This window comes from Cupriavidus sp. PET2-C1 (genome assembly GCF_054515855.1).
Window position 1 is genome coordinate 1,085,694 of record NZ_CM137260.1, and the last position, 20,300, is coordinate 1,105,993.

The following is a 20,300-nucleotide window of genomic DNA, read 5'->3' on the forward strand; positions in this document are numbered from 1 at the left end:
ACGGATCAAGCCTAGCTTCGTGACGCGTGGCCAGTGCCGCGGCCGAACCTCTATCAGGGATTCCGTCGCGAGGTGCATCATGGCTGATTTGTCGAGTGAGCTGGTCAATGGGTTGAAGTCGAAACTGAGAGGCCAGGTGCTGCAACCTGGCGAGCCGGGTTATGAGCAGGCGCGGCAAATCTGGAACGCCATGATCGACCGCCGTCCCGCGCTGATCGTCAAAAGCGCCGGCGCGGCCGATGTCATCGATACTGTCGGGTTCGCGCGGGACAACGGCGTGCCGCTGTCGGTACGCGCCGGCGGCCACAACATCGGCGGCCTGGCCCTTTGCGATGGCGGCATCACGCTGGACCTGTCGGGCATGAAATCGGTGCGGATCGACCCCACCGCGATGCGCGCCTATGTGGAGCCCGGGGCTACGCTGGGCGATTTCGACCACGAGGCGCAGGCCTTCGGCCTTGCCACGCCACTTGGCATCAACTCCACCACCGGTGTGGCCGGACTCACCCTGGGCGGCGGCTTTGGCTGGATCAGCCGCAAGTACGGCACCACCGTGGATAACCTGGTCAGCGCCCAGGTGGTGACAGCCGATGGCAAGCTGGTGCACGCCAGCGCCACTGAGCATCCCGACCTGTTCTGGGCCATTCGCGGCGGCGGCGGCAACTTCGGTGTGGTCACCATGTTCGAGTTCGCCCTGCGGCCAGTTGGCCCGGAAATCTATGGCGGCCTGATCGTCTATCCGCTGGAGCAGGGCGTGGCCGTGTTGCAAGCCCTGCGCGACCGCTTCGACGGCATGCCCGATGAGCTGACCGTGTGGGCCGTGATGCGGCTCGCGCCGCCGCTGCCGTTCCTGCCGCCGCAGACACATGGCAAGCCCATCGTGGCGCTGGCCATCTGCTACATCGGGCCGCCAGCCAACGGGCCGCAACTGGTCGAGCCATTGCGCCATCTCGGCACGCCCTACGGCGAGCATGTCGGACTCATGCCATTTGCTGCCTGGCAGCAGGCGTTCGATCCTCTGCTCACGCCGGGGGCGCGCAATTACTGGAAATCGCACAACTTCGCCAAGCTGGACGATGGCCTGCTCACGTTGTTGATGGATTACGTCAACAAGCTGCCGTCGCCGCACACCGAGATCTTCATCGGCGCCATGGGCGGCCAGACCAACCGGGTTGCGGCAGACGCCATGGCTTACCCCAATCGCGATGCCAACTACGTGATGAACGTGCACGGACGCTGGACCGAGCCGGCTGACGACGCCGCTTGCATCGCCTGGTCGCGCGAGGTGTTCCAAGCCGCGGCGCCATACGCGCTTGGCTCGGTATACGTCAATTTCCTGACGCAGGAGGAGGGCGATCGCATCGGCGCCGCGTATGGGCCGAACCATGCCCGGCTGGTCGAGGTCAAGCGGCGGTACGATCCCAACAACCTGTTCCGCCACAACCAGAACATCAAGCCCTGAGCGCTTCCCGGCTGGCTATGCCGCCGGCTGCGTGCCGGCGGCATGCGTCACGTCGATGTCACGTCGATCTTCGTGCCGCCGCGGAGCGTCTGGTACACCACGCAATAGCGCTCGGTCAGCCGCAGCAGCGATTCGAGCTCGTCGGCCCGCGCGTCGGTATCCAGTTCAAACCGCATGCGGATCGCCTGGAAGCCCACGGCGGCGTCCTTGCTCACGCCAAGCGTGCCGCGAAAATCGAGGTCGCCTTCCACCAGCACGCGCGCATCGCGCAGCGCGATGCCCAGCGCGGTAGCCACCGCATTCAGCGTGACGCCAGCGCAGGCGGCCAAGGCTTCCAGCAGCATGTCGCCGGAGCAGGCGCTCAGGCCGGTGCCGCCGGTGGCAGGGTGCAGGCCGGCTTCGACCATCGCCTTGCCGGTTTCGACGTTGCACGTAACCCCCTCGCCCAGGCGGCTCGATGCACGCAGGGTGATCAAGGCAGCCTCGGGGTGTTCTCGGTACTTTTCCTTGAGCGGGGTTTGGAGGGTGCGGAGCTGGTCGGCGTGCATAGGCGTTCTCCCAAGCGTTGGCTTCAGGCATCGAGCCTAGACGGCGGTTGCAAAACCTTCAAGGCGGCAACAGGTAGCCGGAATCTGACGGAATCTGACGGAATCCGAGGTGTCAAATCAACCGCGCCCCCGGCCACGCCCCCGACATCACAATATTGCGCACAGACTGCCTCACCGTTTGCATGATGTCCCACAATTCCGGCACCGGTGTGCGGTTACGCGCGGTGGCAAGCGCCACCTGCCGCGTCACTACCGGCTCCACCAGGCGGGCTGAATGCAGCCGGCCTTGCGCGACCCGATCCGCGACCGCGGCAAACGGCAGCAGGGTGGCGCCGCAGCCGTCTTCCACCAGGCGCATCGAGACGGTATTGGACGCGTCGCATTCCAGTGCCAGTTGCAGGCTGGTGCCCGCGCGAGCGGCGAGCGATTCGGCCAGCACGCGCAGGCCGTGTCCCGTGCTGGGCAGGATCAGCGGCACTTCGCCAAGGCGGCGTACGGGAAAGGTCGGGCCGAGGTGGCTCCAGGATGTCGGCGTGACCAGGGTCAGGTCTTCTTCCAGCAGGATGTCGACCTTCAGCGCCCCTTGCTGCTCGGGCAGGTAAAGCAGGGCTACGTCAATCTCGCCAGCCGCCAGCCAGGCAAGCACGGGGCTGGCCAGCCCTTCGACAAAGCGCACCTTGGTCGCCGGAAAGCGTTGCTTGAGCGCGGTGCCAATGCTGGCGAATGCGGTGTTGGCGATGGTGGGCTGCGCCGCGATCACCAGTTGCGCCGGGCCTTGCGCCGACGAAGCCCGGATGGCTTCGCGGGCTTCGGCCAGCGTGGCCGCTACCTGCCGCGCATAGACGATCAACGTCTGGCCGGCTTCGGTCAGCACCACGCCGCGCCCGCTGCGGTGGAACAGGCGGGTGTCCAGCGCGGCCTCCAGCCGGGCGATCTGCCGGCTTACGGTGGACTGGTCCGCGCCCATTTCGAGCGCGGCGCGCGAGATGCTCTGCGTGTTGGCGACGCAGACGAAGCAGGCCAGATCCTCGGAGTTCATCGCAACGCTTAGCTGGCGAAACGATCGCGCAGCGCCTGCGTCGCGGTACGAAAGAGACTCTGGTCCAGGCCCACCGCCACGAAGCTCGCGCCCATGTCCAGGTAGCGGCGCGCGTCGGCTTCCACCGGTGTCAGCGTGCCCACGGCCTTGCCGGCGCGCCTGGCGGCCTCGAAGATGCGCGCCACCTGCGCCTGCACTTCGGGATGGTTGGGGTTGCCGAGGTGGCCGTAGGCGGCCGCGAGGTCGTTCGGGCCGATAAAGATGCCGTCGACCCCGTCGACCGCGCAGATCGCGTCGGCCGCGTCCACGCCTTTCTGGCTTTCGATCTGCACCAGCACGCAGATATTGTCATTGATCTGGCTGAAGTACTCCGGCACCGTGCCGTAGCGGTTGCTGCGCTGGACCGACGACACGCCGCGCACGCCCGCTGGCGGGTAACGGGTGGCGCTCACCGCGCGCCCGGCCTGCTCCGCGCTCTCCACGAAGGGAATCAGGAAATTATAGAAGCCGATGTCCAGCAGGCGCTTTATCAGCACCGGATCGTTGGCGGGCGGACGCACTACCGGCGCGCTCACGCTGCCTTGCAGCGCCATCAGCTGCGGGATGAAGGTCAGCACGTCGTTGGGCGAATGCTCGCCATCGAGCAGCAGCCAGTCGAAGCCGGCCAGACCGAGGATCTCGGTGGTGGTGGCGTTGCCCAGCGAGCACCAGCACCCGATCACGCGCTTGTGCGCCAGCACGTCGGCACGAAAGCGGTTGGGCAGGGGCGAGGGCAAGGTTGAATTCGGGAGGGAGGACATGACGACGGTGTTCCTGTTTTCAGTCTGGGAGGCGAATGGCTCAGCCGGTGCCCCCGATCTGCCGGGGCGGTGTGCCCCCGCACTCAGCCTCTGACTGGCTGCGGGGCCATCGCTGATGCCAGATGGCTTGCTTGTCTGGCGGGTCAGTGCGAGCCGCTGACGATCTGCTTGGTGAAGCTGGCGCGTTCCATCTCCACGACCTCCACGCTGACCTGCACGCTGTCTTCCGCGTTGGCCGGACGCACGGCGTCGGCAATGACTTCGCAGATCGCTTGACTCAGTGCCTGGCGTACGGTCAGGTCGCGGCCGTCCAGGATGTGCAGGCGCGCATGGACGAAGGCGCGCTCGCGCGCTTCGGTGCCCTGGCGGAAGGAGGTCAGCGTGATGCAGCGCGACTTGATGTCCGGCTCGGCGAACTCGCCGGAAGCCAGCAGCGCGGCATTGGCCTCGTCCAGCAGTTCTTCCTGCGAGCAGGTGAGGCGGGTGTTCTCGGTAATTTCAATGATGAGGTGGGGCATGGTGGCTAGGCCTGGAGGTTTCGGTGGGTTGCCGGGGGCGGGGGATCAGTCCACCGCCAGCCGCGACAGCGGGCCGGGCGACTTGCCGCGCGCTGCCTGCACGCGCGCCGCGGCGTCGTCAAGCTGGGCCAGCGTGCCGCTGTCCACCGGCATGAATTCGGCGCGGGCGCGGCGCCAGGCGCGTTCCGGCTCGCCGGGCAGCAGGATGGCCTCGGTGCCGGGCTGCAGGTGCGACGAGCGCAGCCAGTCGACGAAGGCCTGCACTTCATGGCCAAAGGTGGTGCTGCTGCCCAGGCGCTCGGGGTCGAACACGATGGCCAGCATATTGTTCCAGACCGCGTGCTCGTGGGTCAGGGTCTCCGGGCGGATGGTGTGGCCACCGGTGACTGCCGCGCCTAGCAGCTCGCACATCACCGCCAGCACGTAGCCCTTGTGCTCGCCAAAGGGGCGCAGCGCGCCCTGTGCTTCGCCGGCGGGCGGGAACATCACGGCCGGGTCGTCGGTGGGATGGCCTTCGGTGTCGAGCAGGCAGCCCGGGGGCACCGCCACGCCTTTGTTGTTGGCCACGCGCACCTTGCCCAGCGCGATCGCGCTGGTGGCGAAGTCCATCACCAGCGGCTCGCCGCCGGCCACCGGCACACCGATGGTGAACGGGTTGGTGCCATAGCGCGCCTCATAGCCGCCATGCGGGGCCACGATCGGCTTGGATAGCACATTGACGAAGTGGATGGAAATCATGCCGGCAGCGGTGGCTTGCTCGGCCCAGTGGCCTACCCGGCCAAGATGGTGCGAGCTGCGTAGCCCCAGCACGCATACGCCGTGCTCCCGCGCGCGCGCGATGGCCAGGCCCATGGCTTCCTCGGTCACCGCCTGGCCCATGCCGCGATTGCCGTCCAGGCTGAGGATGCCGCCAGCTTCGTGCACCACGCTCACGCGCTGGTTCAGTTGAAGCTGCTCGCCTTGCCAGGACATCACGTACTTCGGGATCATGCCGACCCCGTGCGAGTCGTGGCCTGACAGGTTGGCGCCGACCAGGTGGTCGGCGGTCAGGCGGGCCTCGCGGGCATCGGAGCCGGCGGCGAGCCAGAGATCGACCACCCATTGATGGAGGGCGGGAGTCGGGATGCGGTGTTCACTCATGAGCTTGGGGTTCGAAAGATGAGGGGAGATCGGAGGTGAAATCGGTCGAACATGGCGGCCCCCATGATAAGCCGCCGGGCCCGGCTTGGGTACCCGGCAAGCCATGCGAGCCATGCACTGGCGTCATTCCGGCCGGATGTTGGCGCTCTTGATCAGTTGCGCCCACCTGGCCACTTCGCTCTTCTGGAACGCGCCCAGCTCGGCCGGGCCGGCGCCGGACGGCTCGATCCCCAGCGAGGCCAGCCGGGCACGCATGTCGGGCTCCTGGATGATCTTGCCGATGTCCGCGGCAAGGCGGTTGACGATGGGTGCAGGCGTGCCGGCAGGGGCGAACACGGCTTGCCAGGAAACGATCTCGTAGCCTTGCAGTTTCGGGCCGCCGGCCTCGGCCACGGTCGGCACCTCCGGCAGTTCGCGGGCGCGCTTGGCGGCCGTGGTGGCCAGCGCGCGGAACTTGCCGGACTGGATCATCGGCATGGCGGCCACGCTGTTCTCGAACAAGACATCAACCTGGTTGCCCAGCAAGGCTTGCACAGCCGGGCTGCTGCCCTTGAACGGCACGTGAAGCAGCTTGACGCCCGCCATGCTGGAGAACAGCTCGCCGGCCAGGTGCTGCGAGGTGCCGTTGCCGGCCGAGCCAAAGGAGACCGCGCCGGGCTTGGCCTTGGCGGCGGCGATCACGTCCTGCACGGTCTTCCACGGGCTGTTGGCGTTGACCACCAGCAGGTTGGGCAGGGTGCCGATCAGGGCCACGGGCTGGAAGTTCTTGATCGGGTCGTAGGGCATCTTCGGGTACAGGCTCACATTGATCGAGTGCGAGCTGATGGTGCCGCCGACCAGGGTGTAGCCGTCCGGCGCGGCCTTGGCCACATAGTCGGAGCCGATATTGCCGCCCGCGCCGGCGCGGTTCTCCACCACCACCGGCTGGCCGATCATCTGCGACAGGCGCTGGCCGATCAGGCGGCCGAGCACGTCCGTGGTGCCGCCCGCGGCAAAGGGCACCACGTAGTTGACCGGCTTGGTCGGCCAGACGTCCTGCGCCTGGGCCGGCAGTGCGCCCACGGCGGCCAGGGCGCAGGCGAGCAGGCCAAAGGCGAGGCGAGGTTGGGGAACGGCGCGGAAGGCGGGCTGGGAAGCGGGCTGGAAAGCGGGCTGGGAAGCGGGACGGGACTGAAGGGCCGGCTGGCTGGCCCGCAAGGGCCGAAGGTGCAGAAACTGCAGAAGGTGCAGAAGCATGTCTTGGTCTCCATTGTATTTTTGGCTGGGCCATCGTCCTTTGCGCTGCGTGACGCGGCCGCTATGCTCTGGCAAGCGGCGCGTGTGGCAGGGTGGGATCGCCTGGCAACAGGCTACACGGGTGCCGTGGTAGTAGCCTTGCGTTTTACGCATAACAGAAATGCGCCTGAAGCCAGGCGCACAAAGCGTTCGCGACGTAACAATCGCTACATTCCCGGAGGTTCCGGATCGCTCCCATTCCGGCTCCGGCCCGATTGCACTGCACCATTTCCTTTCTGCCATGACCAGCCAACCCGTTGCAGCTACCGTGCCTTCCACTTCCTCCTCCGCCAATCCGGCGGCACGCTCCGGCGGCCGGGTCCTGGTGGACGCGCTGCGCATCCACGGCGCCGAGCGTATCTTCTGCGTGCCGGGTGAGAGCTTCCTGGATGTCCTGGACGCGCTGCACGACCAGCCCGCCATCGACCTGATCGTCTGCAAGCATGAAGGCGCCGCGGCCAACATGGCCGAGGCCGACGGCAAGCTCACGGGCCGGCCGGGCATCTGCTTTGTCACGCGCGGCCCGGGCGCCACGCACGCCAGCATCGGCGTGCATATCGCCGCGCAGGATTCCACGCCGATGCTGCTCTTCGTTGGGCAGATCGCCCGCGGCCACAAGGGCCGGGAGGCCTTCCAGGAGGTCGACTACGGCGCCATGTTCGGCGCCATCGCCAAGTGGGTGGTCGAGATCGAGGATCCGGCTCGTATCCCCGAGCTGGTGGCGCGCGCGTTCCAGTGCGCGACGTCGGGCCGGCCGGGCCCGGTGGTGATTTCCCTGCCCGAAGATGTGCTGGACGGCCTGTGCGAGGTGGCCGATACCGGCCGCTATCGCCCGGTGGCGGCGGCGCCGCGCGCGGCCGATGCCGATGCGCTCGCCGCCGCGCTGGCCGGGGCCGAGCGCCCGCTGGTGATTGCCGGCGGCGCCAACTGGAGCGCGCAGGCGGCGGCCGATTTTGCGGCCTTCGTGCAGCGCTGGAACCTGCCGGTGGCCTGTGTCTTCCGCCGCCAGGACGTATTCGACAACCGCGATCCGCACTACATCGGGCACCTCAGCCTGGGCGTGAGCCCGGCGCTGGCCGAGCGCGTGCGCACGGCCGATGTGATCCTGGCCTTCGGCACGCGGCTGGGCGATATCGCGACCGACGGCTACACCTTGCTGGAGGCCCCGCAGCCACGCCAGCGCCTGTTCCACCTGCACGCCGACAGTGCCGAACTGGGCCGCGTCTACCAGCCCGAACTGGCCATCCATGCGGGCATCGAGCCCGGCGCCGCCATGCTGGCCGCGCTCACGCCGCCGGCGGCGGTGCGCTGGGGCGATTGGACCAGCGCCGCGCGCGCCGCGCATGGCGCCTTCGTGGCCCCGGCCAAGCCGCACCCGCAGCTCACCGGCGTGGACATGGGCGCGGTGATCGCGCACCTGGACCGCGTCCTGCCCGACGATGCCGTGCTGACCAACGGCGCCGGCAACTACACGGTCTGGCTGCATCGCTATTACGCCTATCGCCAGCCGCGCACCGAGCTGGCCCCCACCTGCGGCGCCATGGGCTACGGCCTGCCCGCGGCGGTCGCCGCCAAGCTGCGCGACCCGCAGCGCACCGTGGTGTGTTTCGCCGGCGACGGCTGCTTCCTGATGTACCCGCAGGAAGTGGCCACGGCCGCGCAGTACGGCGCCAACCTGATCGTGGTGGTGGTCAACAACGGCATGTACGGCACCATCCGCATGCACCAGGAAAAGCGCTATCCCGGGCGCGTCAGCGGCACGGACATCCCGAGCCCGGATTTTGTGGCGATGGCGCAGTCGTGCGGTGCCTGGGCGGAGCGCGTGACGCAGACGGAAGATTTCGCCGCGGCCTTTGCGCGCGCGCAGGCCGCGGGCAAGCCCGCCGTGCTGGAACTGGTCACGGACCCGCGCCAGATCACCCCGGCGATGCGGATCGCGGACTGAAAGAAAAAAACAAAAAACAAAAAACAAAAACAAGATACAAGACAGGAGACAGCCCATGACCGATGCCACGCTGGCCGGCTTGCGCAGCCAGTTTGCCGGCCGCTTGCTAACCGCCGCCGATGACACTGCGCCGTTTCTCACCGACTGGCGCCGCAGCTGGACCGGCCGCGCCCTGGCGGTGGCGCAGCCCGATAGCACTGCCGACGTGGCGGCCATCGTGCGCTGGTGCGCGGCGCGCCAGGTGCCGGTGGTGCCGCAGGGTGGCAATACGGGCATGGTGGGTGGCGCCATCCCGGACGACGGCGGCCGCGCGCTGGTGCTGTCCACGGCGCGGCTGAACCGCATCCGCGAGATCGATCCGATCAACAACACGCTCACCGCAGAGGCGGGCTGCATCCTGGCCGCCGTGCAGCAGGCGGCGCAGGAGGCAGGGCGCTTGTACCCGCTGTCGCTCGGCGCGGAGGGCAGTTGCACCATCGGCGGCAATCTCGCCAGCAACGCGGGCGGGGTGCAGGTGCTGCGCTACGGCAATACACGCGAGCTGTGCCTGGGGCTGGAAGTGGTGACGCCCGACGGCGAGATCTGGGACGGCCTGCGCGGCCTGCGCAAGGACAACACCGGCTACGACCTCAAGCAGCTCTTTATCGGCGCGGAGGGCACGTTGGGCGTGATCACCGCCGCCACCCTCAAGCTGATTCCGCGTCCGGCTGCGCGCATGACGGCGCTGGCCGCGGTGAGCGATCCGCATGCGGCACTGCGCCTGCTGGAACTGGCCCAGCGCCGGCTAGCCGCCACGCTGACGGCGTTCGAGCTGATGAGCGGCGTGTGCGTGGCACTGGTGGCGCGGCATTTCCCGGACTGCCGCGGGCCCTTCGAGCAGGCGCATCCCTGGTATGTGCTGCTGGAGAGCAGCGACCCGCACAGCGAGGCGCGCGCCACGCAGGCCTTCGGGGAGCTGATGGAGGAGGCCTTCGAGGCTGGCATCGTGGCGGACGCTGCCATCGCGGCCTCGCTGGCGCAGTCCGACGGGCTGTGGCGGATCCGCCATCACCTGCCGGAGGCCCAGTCGCTGGAGGGCGACAACATCAAGCACGACATCTCGGTGCCGATCTCTGCGATTGGCGAGTTCATTGCGCACACCAGCGCCGCCATCGTGGCCGCCAATCCCGGCGCTCGCGTACTGGCCTTTGGCCATCTGGGCGACGGCAACCTGCATTACAACGTCAGTGCGCCGTACGGCGTGCCGCAGCCGGCGTTCGTGGCGGCCAGCGGTGCGGCCATCAGCGCGCTGGTGTACGAGGCCGTGCACCGCGTGCGCGGCTCGATCTCGGCCGAGCACGGCATTGGCCAGTTGAAGGTCGACAAGAACGCGCACTACAAATCCGCCGTGGAAATGGCGCTGATGCAAAAGATCAAGCACGCGCTGGACCCGCACGGACTGATGAACCCGGGCCGGCTGCTGCCGGGCGCATCGCACTGAGCGCGCCGAACACCACGCGCCGAGCACCAAGCACCACGCGCCACAACAAGAACCACAGAGGAGACACCCATGCATCAAAGCGACAAGCCGTCGCGCCGCACGCTGCTGGCCGTCCTGGCCGCCACCGCCGCGTGCGTGGCGTTGCCCGTGCAGGCGGATACCTATCCGTCCAGGCCGATCCGCGTGGTGGTGCCGTTTGCCGCCGGCGGCAATACGGATATCGTGGCCCGGCTGATCGGGCGCGACCTGCAAAAGGCGCTGGGCCAGCCGGTGGTGGTAGAAAACCGCCCCGGCGCGTCGGGCAATATCGGCGCGGATATCGTTGCCAAGTCTGCGCCGGACGGCTACACCTTCCTGATGGGCACGGTTGGCACCAATGCGATCAATGCCAGCTTCTACCGCAAGATGCCCTACGATACGAGCAAGGATTTCACCGCCGTGGCCATGGTCGCCTCGGTGCCGAATATCCTGGTGGTCAATCCCGCCGTGCCGGCAAAGAACGTCAAGGAACTCACGCAGTTCGTGAAGAGCGAAAGCGGCAAGGCCACCTTTGCCTCGTCGGGCGCGGGCAGCTCGATCCACCTGTCGGGCGAGCTGTACAAGGTCATGACCGGAACCCAGATGGTGCATGTGCCGTACAAGGGCAGCGCGCTGGCGGTGACCGACCTGATGGGCGGGCAGGTGCAGATCATGTTCGACAACGCGCCGACCTCGCTGCCCTTCGTCAAGTCCGGCAAGCTCAAGGCGCTTGCCGTGACCGGCACCCAGCGCATGAGCGCGCTGCCTGATGTGCCGACGATGGAAGAAGCCGGCCTGCCGGGCTTTGTGACCGGCTCGTGGTTCGGCCTGTTTGCCCCCGCCGGCACGCCGCGCGAGATCGTGTCGAAGGTGAGCGATACGGTGATGGCGGCCATGCGCAGGCCGGAGTTCCGCGAGCAGCTGGTCCATGCCGGCGCCGAGCCGGACCCCAAGCCCGCCGCAGAATTCCAGGCCTTCGCGCTGGCCGAGAAGGCGCGCTGGGAAAAAGTGGTCAAGGCGGCCGGCGTATCGGTCAACGAGTAAAACCCCGGGCGCGCCGGCCGCGCCCGACCTGACGGAGCCCCTATGCAAAGCCAACCCCCAGCCACCGTGCGCCACGATGCCGCCGCGCTGCGCAGCATGGCGCAGGCCATGTTCGAGCGCGCGGGCATGCCCGCCGACCGGGCCGCCGACGTGGCGGACATCCTGGTCGAAGGCGACCTGATGGGCCACGATACGCACGGCCTGCAATTGCTGCCCACCTACCTGGCCGAGATCGAAAGCGGCAGCATGGCCGTCAAGGAGGACTACGAGGTGCTGGCCAACCGCGCCGCCGTGGCCACCTGGGACGGCAAGCGCCTGCCGGGCCCCTGGCTGACGCTGCGCGCCATGCAAAGCGCGATGGCGCGGGCGCGCGACTACGGCACCGGCACTGTCACCATCCGCCGCGCGCACCATATTGCGTGCCTGGCCGCCTACCTGGAGCGTGCCACGCGGGAAGGCTTCGTCATGCTGCTGTACTCCTCGGCGCCGGCCGCCATGACCGTGGCGCCGTTCGGCGGCACCCGCCCCGTGTTTTCGCCCAGCCCTGTGGCGGCGGGTTTTCCCACGCCGGACGGCCCGGTGCTGATCGATGTCTCCACCTCGGTCACCACGGTTGGCCTGACCACGCGGCTGTACAAGGAAGGCAAGCGCCTGCCGCACCAGTGGCTGATCGACGAGAACGGCAACGCCAGCGACGACCCCGCCGTTATGTTCCCCCCGCATGCAGGCTCGATCCTGCCGCTGGGCGGGCTCGAGGCCGGCCATAAGGGCTATGCGCTATCGCTGATGGTGGAAGCGCTGACCGCCGGCCTGTCCGGCCATGGCCGCGACGATCCGGGCAAGCGCTGGGGCAATACCGTGTTCCTGCAGATACTGGACCCGTCTGCCTTTGCCGGCGAAGAAGCCTTTGCCGGGCAAATGGGCTGGATCGCGCGGGCCTGCACGGACAATCCGCCGCGCCCGGGCGTGGATCGCGTGCGCCTGCCGGGGCAGGGCGCGCTGGAACGCAAGGCGCGCCAGCTGCGCGATGGCGTGGCGCTGAACCCCGCCATCCTGCCGCAGATCAAGCCCTGGCTGGACAAGTTCGGCATGGCGGCGCCTGCGCCGCTGCCCTGAGGCGCAGCCCGGCACCGAGGCGCGATCAGTCCTGCCAGAAGCCCGCGTGCGCCTGCGCCGCCTCGTCCTCCAGCGCGGGGCCCAGCACGGCAACGCTGTGCTGCCCGCGCGCGAACACCTCGCGGCAGGGCAGCGAGAAGGTGGGGTTCTCGGGGTGCGCGCCGGTCAGCGTCAGCAGCCGGTGCTCGGACAGCGCGTACACCACCCGCCCGATGTTGCACCAGTAGATCGCGCCGGCGCACATGCAGCAGGGCTCCGCGCTGGTGTAGAGCGTGGCGCTGGCGAGCGCCTGCGGCGACAGCTTGCGGGCGGCTTCGGCTGCGGCGGCCAGTTCGGCATGCTGGGTGGGGTCGCCCTCGGGCGGCATCGAGTTGTTGCCGGCGCTGGCGATGATATTGCCGTCGGCGTCCGCCACCAGCGCCGCAAAGGGGTGCCGCCCGCGGGCGCGGGACGCCTCCGACAGGCGGATGGCTTCGCGTAGCAGGCGCAGGTCCTGTTGGCTCAGCGCCGTGGCAGACGCAGCGGTGGCATCGGCGGCAATCAACGTGGTCATGGTCTGGTCCCGGTGGATTTCGTGAAGGGTGCAGCGACGTGATGGCGTGGTGGTCTGGTGCGAATCATGACATGCGAGCCGCAGGGCCTGGCCGCGGCCGCCGCCGTTTGGGGCTAAGGCGCTGGTGCCTAGCGATCCTGCGCGCGCAGCGCCGCTTCGATGCCGCGAATGCTCTCAACCAGGCGCGGGCGCACCGTCTCAAGCAATAGCGCGGCCGGCACGATGGCGGTGGGGCCGCTGCACGACAATGTCATCGGCGGCAGCGCCGGGCCGGGCCGGAACGCGGCGGCGATCGAGTTGATGTCCGGCAGCCATTCGCCAAACGACGTGGTGCAGCCCTGGCGCGCCACCTCCGCGCGGCTGCGCTCCACAATGGCCTGCGCACTGGGGGCATCCATCCCTTCCTGTTGCCGGAAGGCAGCCAATGCTTGCCGTTGTTCCACGGCGGGCAACGCTTGCAGGTAGGCACGCCCCGCGGCCGAGGTCAGCCCGGAAATGCGCGTGCCGACCGCCACCCTTAACGTCAGGTACGACTCCGACTGGCAGTTCTCAAAGATCAGCATCTGCGCCCGATCGCGCACGATCAGCGATGTCACGCCCTGGGACAGGTCGGCCAGCTCCTGCATGAACGGGCGCACCACCGCCAGCACATCCACGCCATGCTGCGCCGCGGGCGCGAGGGCCAGCGCCGAGCTGCCGAGCTGGTACTTGGCCAGCTCCGGGTCCAGGCGCAGGTAGCCCAGCTCCGTCAGCGTATGCGTGAGGCGCGATACGGTGGATTTGGGCAAGCCGCAGCGCTGCGCCAGCTCGGCGTTGCCCAGCCGTGTCTCAAAGCTGCGGAAACTCGCCAGCACATCGAGGCCCCGCGCCAGCGCGGTCACGAAATGCCGGTCTTCCTTGTGCTGTTGCATGTGCTGCTGCGCTTGCTGCTGCGCGTGCATTTCGTGCGGCGGATCGTCGGTCTTCGGGTCGGACATGGGTGGCCTCGGCTGGCTTGGGGGGGCTTACCTGCGGCCTCAGCCTGCGCTGGCCAGCAGCTCACGCAATTTGGCCTTGAGGATCTTGCCGGACGGTGCAGCCGGCAGGTGGGCCACGATCCTGACCTCTGCCGGCATCTTGTAGGGTGACAGCTGCTCACGCAGGAAGGCGCGCAGCGCGGCCTGGTCCAGCGTCATGCCCTCGCGCACTTCCACAAAGGCGATCACTTCCTCGTTGCCATCCACCGCGCGTCCCACCACCGCCGACTGCAGCACGGCCGGGTAGGCGTTGATCGATTGCTCGACTTCCTCCGGGTACACGTTGAAGCCGGAGTGGATGATGATTTCCTTGGAGCGCCCCACGATGGAGACGGCGCCATCGGCATCGATGCGCGCCAGGTCGCCGGTGTGCAGCCAGCCATCGGCGTCGATCACCTGCGCGGTCAGGTCGGCTCGGCGGTAGTAGCCCTTCATCACGTTGGGGCCGCGCACCAGCAGCTCGCCGCTGCCATCGGGCAGGGGCTCGCCCAGGCGGATCTCCACGTCAGGCACCACCGGGCCTACCGAGCAATCCGTGCGCGGCGATTCCACCCGGGTCTGGCAGACCGTGGGCGAGGTCTCGGTCATGCCATAGCCGTTGTGCAGGATGATGCCGAAGCTCGCTTCAAACGCCGCCTTGAGCGTGGCGGTGAGCGGCGCGCCGCCCGATTGCGCCATGCGCAGCGCGCTCGCTTGCAGCGGCGTTGCCTGGGCGCGGCTCCATTCGATCAGCTTGGCGTACATGGCGGGCACGCCATGCAGCACGGTGAGCCGCTCCGCGACCAGCGCGTGCGCCAGCTTCTCGGGGCGGAAACGCGGTTCGTAGAATACCGTGGCGCCATTCGAGAGCGGGCCCACCAGGAGCACCGACAGGCCGTAGACATGCGAGATCGGCAGCACGCCGTAGACCCGGTCGCCCGGCTGCACGCGCGCCTGCATGCGGTTGGAGCGGCCGATGAACATCAGGTTGGCGTGCGTCAGCATCACGGCCTTGGCGGCGCCGGTGGTGCCAGTGGTGTAGATCAGCGCGGCAACCTGGTCGCGCGCCGCTGCGTCCACCGGCTCAGCCACGGCGGCTGCATTGAGCGCGCCCAGCAGCAGCTTGCCCGCATGCGGCCATTCGGCCGGCTGCGCGCCGCGCGCCAGGCCGTGCTCGCGCGCTTCGGGATGGGCGTTGTCGAGGTAGAGCGCGATGCGCGCGCCCGAGTGTTCGATGATGTTATCGATCTCGCGGGCGGACAGGCGGGCATTGACCGGCACGGCCCATGCGTCCAGCGCGCTAAGCGCCAGGATCAGCACCGCACAGCCCACGCTGTTCTCGGTCACCAGCACCACCCGATCGCCGCCGCCCACGCCGACGCCTGCCAGTGCGCGGGCGGTTTCGGCAATGGCACCGTCCAGCTCGCCGTAGCGCAGGGACCGCTCGGCGTCCATCAGGGCCACGCGCTCGGGGTGGCTCTGGACCCAGGGGCCGATGGTCTGGTGCAGGCGGGAAAATGCAGTGGCAGGCGAAGCGGACGGGGCGGCAGCCGGCGCGTGCGCGGCGGGCGTGGGGGTGCTACTCATCACAGTCTCCAGATAAGGCGTCCGGCGTGGGCCGCCGGATTTTTCGATGGCGGAATACTCCCACCGATCGCCTTACACGTCAACTGCACCGTGGAATCCATGTTCCGCATTGCAGAACATGGATTGTTCAGATCAGAACCGGAAGCGCGCGACCCCAGCCGACAGGCCTGCCGCTTGCTCATCCAGGCTGGCCGCCTGGGCCGTAACGGCTTCGACCAGCTCGGCGTTCTGCCGGCTGGTCTGGTCGAGCTGGGCCACCGCCTCGCCCACCGAGCGGATGCCGCGTGCCTGTTCATCGGCCACCCCGCACAGCCGCTCGGCCAACTGGTGGCTCTGGCCTACCGCCTGCTCGATGCCGCTCATGGCGCTGACCACTTGCCCGCTAAGCCGTGCCCCACGGGCGATCTCCGCGCTGGCCTGCCCAATGGTGGTGCGGATCTCGCGCGCGGAGTTGGCGCTGCGCTGCGCCAGCCCGCGCACCTCCTGCGCCACCACGGCGAAGCCGCGCCCGGCCTCGCCCGCGCGGGCCGCTTCCACGGCGGCATTGAGCGCAAGGATGTTGGTCTGGAAGGCAATGCTCTCGATCACTTCGACCATTTCCGCGATATTGCGCGAGTGCTGGTTTACCGTGTCCATGGCGCCGCTCATCTCGTTCACCACCGCCATGCCGGCGTCGGTGGCTTCGCGTGCCTGGCGCGCCATGGCGCTGGATTCGGTCGCCTGGGCGTGGGCCTGGCCGACCAGCGCGGTGAGGCGGGCGACGCTGTCGGCGGCGGCGGCCAGCGCTGCCGCCTGCAGCGCGGTGCGGCGCGACAAATCGTGGTTGCCGCTGGCGATGCCTTCGCTGGCCGCGGCGATCTCGGCCGCGGAGAGCTGGATCCCTTCCAGCACGCCGGCGAGCTGGTCGCGCATGCGCGCCAGCAGGCTCATCAAGCTGTGGTCGTCGCCGGGGCGCACGCGCACGGGTTGCTGCAGGTCGCCCGAGGCGATACGGCTGGCCACCTTGGCCGCGTCCGCCGGCTCGCCGCCGAGTTCCGAGTGCAGCAGGCGCGAGGCAAACCACGCCAGCGCGGCCGCCGCCGCAAGGCTCGCCACCAGCATGCCAACCATGACGGCCTGGGCGCGCAACTGGCTGGCCGTCACGGTGGCTACCGTATCGGCGGCTTGCCGCTCCTGCTGCTTGCGCGTGACCTCGACCAGATCGGCCAGCTTCTGTAATTGCTCGCCAAGAAAATGGCCGTCGACCGAAACGGCGCTGTCAAACTGCAGAGTGTCGAGCGGCTGCTTGTGCAGCAACGTGACATAGTCACGCAGCATGGCTGCGGTGCTATCGCGTTCCGCTTGCAGCGCGGTGGCCTGCGCGGGTGCGGCGGTGCGCACGGTGCCAAGTGCCTGGTCGAGGCGGGCGAGGGCGCTATCGATGTCGGCGGTTGCGCCCTCGCGCTCGGTGCTGCTGGTCGCCATGGTCAGGGAAAGCTGGGCGCGGCCCAGCCGGGCCAGCGCCGATTGCGCGCGCTCCGCAGCGATGGCGCCCTGCATATCGCGTTGATAGAGCGTATCTGTCATCTGCTTGACCGAGACGAGGCTGAAAATGCCCGTCAGCCCCACTACGGCGCCGAACACATAGACCAGCGCAAATGCCACGCACATGCGCGCGCTGAGGGGAAGCCGGCCCAGCCAGGCGGGCATGCGCCGGCCGGCGCGGCGTGGAAGGCGAAGGTTGATGGCTTGCAACACGGTTGAGACTCCGATGGGCCACGCGGCCCATATGCTGACCCTGGGGTGCCGCCATCTCGCGCGCCGGCTTGCAGCGCCAGCTTGCCACGGGTGACGGCATGACTTTGTTATGGCTTGCATGCTCACCGTAACCTGTGACGCATCAATGACATCCCGCCATTGCGCAGGGGTAATCGGCTTTGTCATCCGGGTGACACATGGCTGACATGAAATAGAGGGCGAGTCACATTGGCTCACCAGCTTCTTGCGCCTGGCGCCGCGCCTCCCCAAGTCACGTTCACTCCGCCCATGCAGATTGCCTCCCCCCTGGCCGGCGCGCCCGTGCCGCGGCTGCGCTTGCCGCCGCTGCACGCCGTCTTCCAGCCTATTGTGGTGTTCGGGACCGGCCAGGTGCTGGGCTACGAGGCGCTGGTCCGGGGACCTGCCAGGTCACCGCTGGCCATGCCGGACGCCTTGTTCCGCCTGGCCCGTGACGAGGCCGAGACCATCTCGCTGGAGCTGCAGGCGGCGCGCACCGGGCTGTCCGCTTGCCTGGCGCATGGCTTGCGCGGCAAGCTGTTCCTCAATTTCAGCGCGATGGCGCTGCGCTACCTGCTGGCCGACGGCGGGAGTGCCATGCGGGCCCTGGTGGCGAACAGCATCGCGCCGGATCGGGTCGTGATCGAGGTGACCGAGCAGACCCCCATTGAGGACGCGGAGCGCTTCGGGCAGGCCATGGCCGTGCTCAGCGAACTGGGCATGCAGTATGCGCTGGACGATTTCGGCACCGGCCACGCCAATCTCGACCGGCTGGTCCACCTCGCGCCGCACTACACCAAGCTGGACAAGTCGCTGGTGCGTGGCATCGGCACGTGCTCGCGCCGGCTTGAAGTCGTGCGCACGGTGCTGGCCCTGGTCAAGGCGCTGGACGGCGAGGTGATCGCCGAAGGCATCGAGGACGCCGATGAGCTGGCGGTGCTGCGCGAGCTCGGCGTGCCCTACGGGCAGGGCTACTACCTCGGCAGGCCAGCGCCGCACCCCGTGCTCATCCCGCGCTGAGCGGGCCTGGCCGAGGCGGCCGCGCGCCGGTCTCATCCAGGCGATATCCCTTGCCATACACCACCGTGATGACCAGCCCATTGCGGGGGTGGAGATCCAGCGCCCTGCGCAGGCGCGATACCAGGCTCGCCAGGGCGCGGGACAACGGTGGCAGCGAACAGCCCCAGATCGCGCGCTCGATCTGGGCATGCGACAAGACGCGGCCGACGCTGCCGAACAGCAACGCGGCGAGCTCGAACTCCTTGGGGGGCAGCGCGAGCCGGCGCCCCTGGAACACGGCCTCATGCGCCAGGCAGTCCAGCGAATAGCACCCGGCCGTCAGGTCCGGGCTTGGCATTTGCCGGCGCGAGGCGGCGCGGCGCTGCAGCGCGTGCAGCCGGGCTACCAGCTCGCGCGCGCGCAGCGGGCGGATCATGTAGTCGTCGGCGCCCGCCTGCAGGGTATTGACGACCGAGTCTTCGTCGCGCTGGTGGGAAACCACCAGCACCGGTACCTCGCTGCGCCAGGCGCCGCGCACCGCGCGCACGGCTTCCACGGCAGGCATGTCGGCAAGCTCGTGGTCGATCAGCAGGACGTCGTAGCCGGCTTGGTCAATGCCACGGAAGAGCGCCCCGCTTGCGGGGTAGGTGTGGCAATGCACGCCAGCGCGAGCGAGGGCGTCTGCAATGGCTTTGGCCTGAAGCGACAAATCCGCTAGCAGTGCGATCTTCATAGGAATTGTCCAACTGGCATTAGTGCGGTTCGCGGGCCGGCGCGCGCATTGGCTGCCGGGCCACTCAGGCTGTCAATGTGCCTGGGCCGGGCGGCCACCGGCCTGCGCGCGAGGCGATCCAGGCAGGATAGTCCGCGGAGCGAGGGATATCACTCGGAACAATCTGCAAGGACAGGCAGAAGATTCCCAAAGCAGGTGGGGAGTCAATCCACAAGGCGACTGGTATCGCACCAGGCCACAGTCGATTGTTGCGGCGCACGTACACAATTTGTCCACGATTGCCGGATCGTGTTATCCACAGCTTGTGTGGATAACCGTGCTTGACGTGCCGCGCTTGGCCAATGGTGGCGGTTATGTATCGGACTGCCTAAATTTTGAACAGGAAGGCGGGTGATGCCTTGCCGGCGAAGCTGGACGCAGACAAATTCAGTGCGGCAGGGTGCGCGGCAGCAAGAGGGGCGGCCGGGATTCGCAACATCCGCTGACGTAGGGGTGTCGTGGCACGACGCCTTCCAGGATGGATAGCGTGTTCTCCTGAACGACCCCAAGTAGCCTCGCTAAGCCATGGAAGGAGGCCTTCAGCGCGCCGGCTCATTGCGCTCAGCGATTGCCTTGGCCATTGCCTCAGCCTCAGTGCCGCCCAGACTCCGCAGTCCGTACACAACACCGTCTCGATCGGCCTGCGTGCGATTTTGACTCACCTTCCACTTTCCGCGTAGTGAACTCAGCTTGATCTCGATGCCGACGATCGCGCGCAAGGTCGCGTCAATGAAATCTTCAGGCGCATCGCTCACCGCCCACGGTACTGGGCGCGCAGCCTCATGGCGCTCGCTCAGGCGGGTGACGAATGCGCGCAACCAGTCCGCATCCTCAACGGCGTGTAGCCTGCCGCGCCCCTGCACCATGATGTAGTTCCAGGTTGGTACGACTTTGCCGGTGGCTGCCTTGCTCGGGTACATCGATGGCGAGATATAAGTTTGCGGGCCTTGGAACACAACGAGCGAGTCCACATCGGTGCGCGATTCCCTCCACAAGGGATTTGAGCGCGCCACATGCGCGCGGAGGATGCCCGGGCCGCCCTCCGGGTCTGCTTCGAGCAAAAACGGGATGGTATTTGCGACCATCTCGCCAGCCGGGTCCTGAGTGACCAGCAGACCCAGGGGATGGGTGCTGATCAGATCGTGCAACAACTCGGGGCGCGTTTCTTCGAAATGAGCAGGTATGTACATGGGACACCCTTTTGTAAAATGGTTCCTTATTCTAAAATCGTGTTATTCACAATAAGGAGCCATT

18 protein-coding genes are annotated in these 20,300 nt (G+C 68.0%); 6 read left to right on the plus strand and 12 right to left on the minus strand.

Annotation, left to right across the window (positions count from 1 at the left end; all coding sequences use genetic code 11):
• Positions 1 to 79 precede the first annotated feature (79 nt).
• Positions 80 to 1,462 (plus strand): FAD-binding oxidoreductase, encoded by a 1,383-nt coding sequence (locus tag ACX12D_RS24875; RefSeq protein ID WP_459376121.1) that lies wholly within the window; start codon positions 80 to 82, stop codon positions 1,460 to 1,462.
• A 47-nt stretch (positions 1,463 to 1,509) separates the two neighbouring features.
• Here the strand turns inward: ACX12D_RS24875 and ACX12D_RS24880 are convergent, their stop codons facing one another.
• From ACX12D_RS24880 to ACX12D_RS24905, 6 genes are all read right to left on the minus strand, one after another.
• On the minus strand, positions 1,510 to 2,010 hold the full coding sequence (locus ACX12D_RS24880) for an OsmC family protein (RefSeq protein WP_459376122.1): 501 nt from the start codon (positions 2,008 to 2,010) through the stop codon (positions 1,510 to 1,512).
• Positions 2,011 to 2,122: 112 nt separating this feature from the next.
• Positions 2,123 to 3,049, minus strand: coding sequence for a LysR family transcriptional regulator (locus ACX12D_RS24885; RefSeq protein WP_043355092.1), 927 nt, complete (start codon positions 3,047 to 3,049; stop codon positions 2,123 to 2,125).
• A gap of 8 nt (positions 3,050 to 3,057) precedes the next feature.
• Positions 3,058 to 3,849, minus strand: coding sequence for a 2-dehydro-3-deoxyglucarate aldolase (gene garL, locus ACX12D_RS24890; RefSeq protein ID WP_459376123.1), 792 nt, complete (start codon positions 3,847 to 3,849; stop codon positions 3,058 to 3,060).
• Between the two features lie 143 nt (positions 3,850 to 3,992).
• Positions 3,993 to 4,367: a 5-carboxymethyl-2-hydroxymuconate Delta-isomerase gene (locus ACX12D_RS24895; protein ID WP_441638960.1), complete on the minus strand. Its 375-nt coding sequence runs from the start codon at positions 4,365 to 4,367 to the stop codon at positions 3,993 to 3,995.
• 45 nt (positions 4,368 to 4,412) lie between these two features.
• Positions 4,413 to 5,507 (minus strand): malate/lactate/ureidoglycolate dehydrogenase, encoded by a 1,095-nt coding sequence (locus tag ACX12D_RS24900; RefSeq protein WP_459376124.1) that lies wholly within the window; start codon positions 5,505 to 5,507, stop codon positions 4,413 to 4,415.
• A 123-nt stretch (positions 5,508 to 5,630) separates the two neighbouring features.
• Positions 5,631 to 6,743 (minus strand): Bug family tripartite tricarboxylate transporter substrate binding protein, encoded by a 1,113-nt coding sequence (locus ACX12D_RS24905; protein ID WP_459376125.1) that lies wholly within the window; start codon positions 6,741 to 6,743, stop codon positions 5,631 to 5,633.
• Between the two features lie 280 nt (positions 6,744 to 7,023).
• On the opposite strand from ACX12D_RS24905, the gene ACX12D_RS24910 reads away from it, so the two are divergent.
• The 4 genes from ACX12D_RS24910 to ACX12D_RS24925 all read left to right on the plus strand — a co-directional run bounded on the left by ACX12D_RS24910 (position 7,024) and on the right by ACX12D_RS24925 (position 12,385).
• On the plus strand, positions 7,024 to 8,727 hold the full coding sequence (locus ACX12D_RS24910) for a thiamine pyrophosphate-binding protein (protein WP_459376126.1): 1,704 nt from the start codon (positions 7,024 to 7,026) through the stop codon (positions 8,725 to 8,727).
• Positions 8,728 to 8,782: 55 nt separating this feature from the next.
• A complete protein-coding gene (locus ACX12D_RS24915; protein WP_459376127.1) occupies positions 8,783 to 10,207 on the plus strand; it encodes an FAD-binding oxidoreductase in 1,425 nt (474 codons plus the stop codon).
• A 69-nt stretch (positions 10,208 to 10,276) separates the two neighbouring features.
• Positions 10,277 to 11,269, plus strand: coding sequence for a Bug family tripartite tricarboxylate transporter substrate binding protein (locus ACX12D_RS24920; RefSeq protein WP_459376128.1), 993 nt, complete (start codon positions 10,277 to 10,279; stop codon positions 11,267 to 11,269).
• Between the two features lie 42 nt (positions 11,270 to 11,311).
• A complete protein-coding gene (locus tag ACX12D_RS24925; RefSeq protein ID WP_459376129.1) occupies positions 11,312 to 12,385 on the plus strand; it encodes an Ldh family oxidoreductase in 1,074 nt (357 codons plus the stop codon).
• A gap of 25 nt (positions 12,386 to 12,410) precedes the next feature.
• Here ACX12D_RS24925 and ACX12D_RS24930 read toward each other — a convergent pair whose 3' ends face one another.
• From ACX12D_RS24930 to ACX12D_RS24945, 4 genes are all read right to left on the minus strand, one after another.
• Positions 12,411 to 12,938: a nucleoside deaminase gene (locus ACX12D_RS24930; RefSeq protein WP_459376130.1), complete on the minus strand. Its 528-nt coding sequence runs from the start codon at positions 12,936 to 12,938 to the stop codon at positions 12,411 to 12,413.
• Positions 12,939 to 13,066: 128 nt separating this feature from the next.
• Positions 13,067 to 13,915 carry an IclR family transcriptional regulator gene (locus ACX12D_RS24935; RefSeq protein ID WP_459376131.1) on the minus strand — a complete coding sequence of 283 codons (849 nt, stop codon included), beginning with the start codon at positions 13,913 to 13,915 and terminating at the stop codon, positions 13,067 to 13,069.
• A gap of 39 nt (positions 13,916 to 13,954) precedes the next feature.
• Positions 13,955 to 15,520 (minus strand): class I adenylate-forming enzyme family protein, encoded by a 1,566-nt coding sequence (locus ACX12D_RS24940; RefSeq protein ID WP_459376132.1) that lies wholly within the window; start codon positions 15,518 to 15,520, stop codon positions 13,955 to 13,957.
• A gap of 132 nt (positions 15,521 to 15,652) precedes the next feature.
• The gene (locus ACX12D_RS24945) at positions 15,653 to 17,257 is read right to left on the minus strand and encodes a methyl-accepting chemotaxis protein (RefSeq protein ID WP_459376133.1); all 1,605 of its coding nucleotides are present in this window, start codon (positions 17,255 to 17,257) and stop codon (positions 15,653 to 15,655) included.
• A 288-nt stretch (positions 17,258 to 17,545) separates the two neighbouring features.
• On the opposite strand from ACX12D_RS24945, the gene ACX12D_RS24950 reads away from it, so the two are divergent.
• A complete protein-coding gene (locus ACX12D_RS24950; protein ID WP_459376134.1) occupies positions 17,546 to 18,295 on the plus strand; it encodes an EAL domain-containing protein in 750 nt (249 codons plus the stop codon).
• Here ACX12D_RS24950 and ACX12D_RS24955 read toward each other — a convergent pair.
• On the minus strand, positions 18,282 to 19,007 hold the full coding sequence (locus ACX12D_RS24955; protein ID WP_459376135.1) for a response regulator transcription factor: 726 nt from the start codon (positions 19,005 to 19,007) through the stop codon (positions 18,282 to 18,284). The genes ACX12D_RS24950 and ACX12D_RS24955 overlap by 14 nt on opposite strands.
• 578 nt (positions 19,008 to 19,585) lie before the next feature.
• Complete coding sequence (locus ACX12D_RS24960) at positions 19,586 to 20,236, minus strand: FMN-binding negative transcriptional regulator (RefSeq protein WP_459376136.1); 651 nt, start codon at positions 20,234 to 20,236, stop codon at positions 19,586 to 19,588.
• Positions 20,237 to 20,300: the final 64 nt, after the last annotated feature.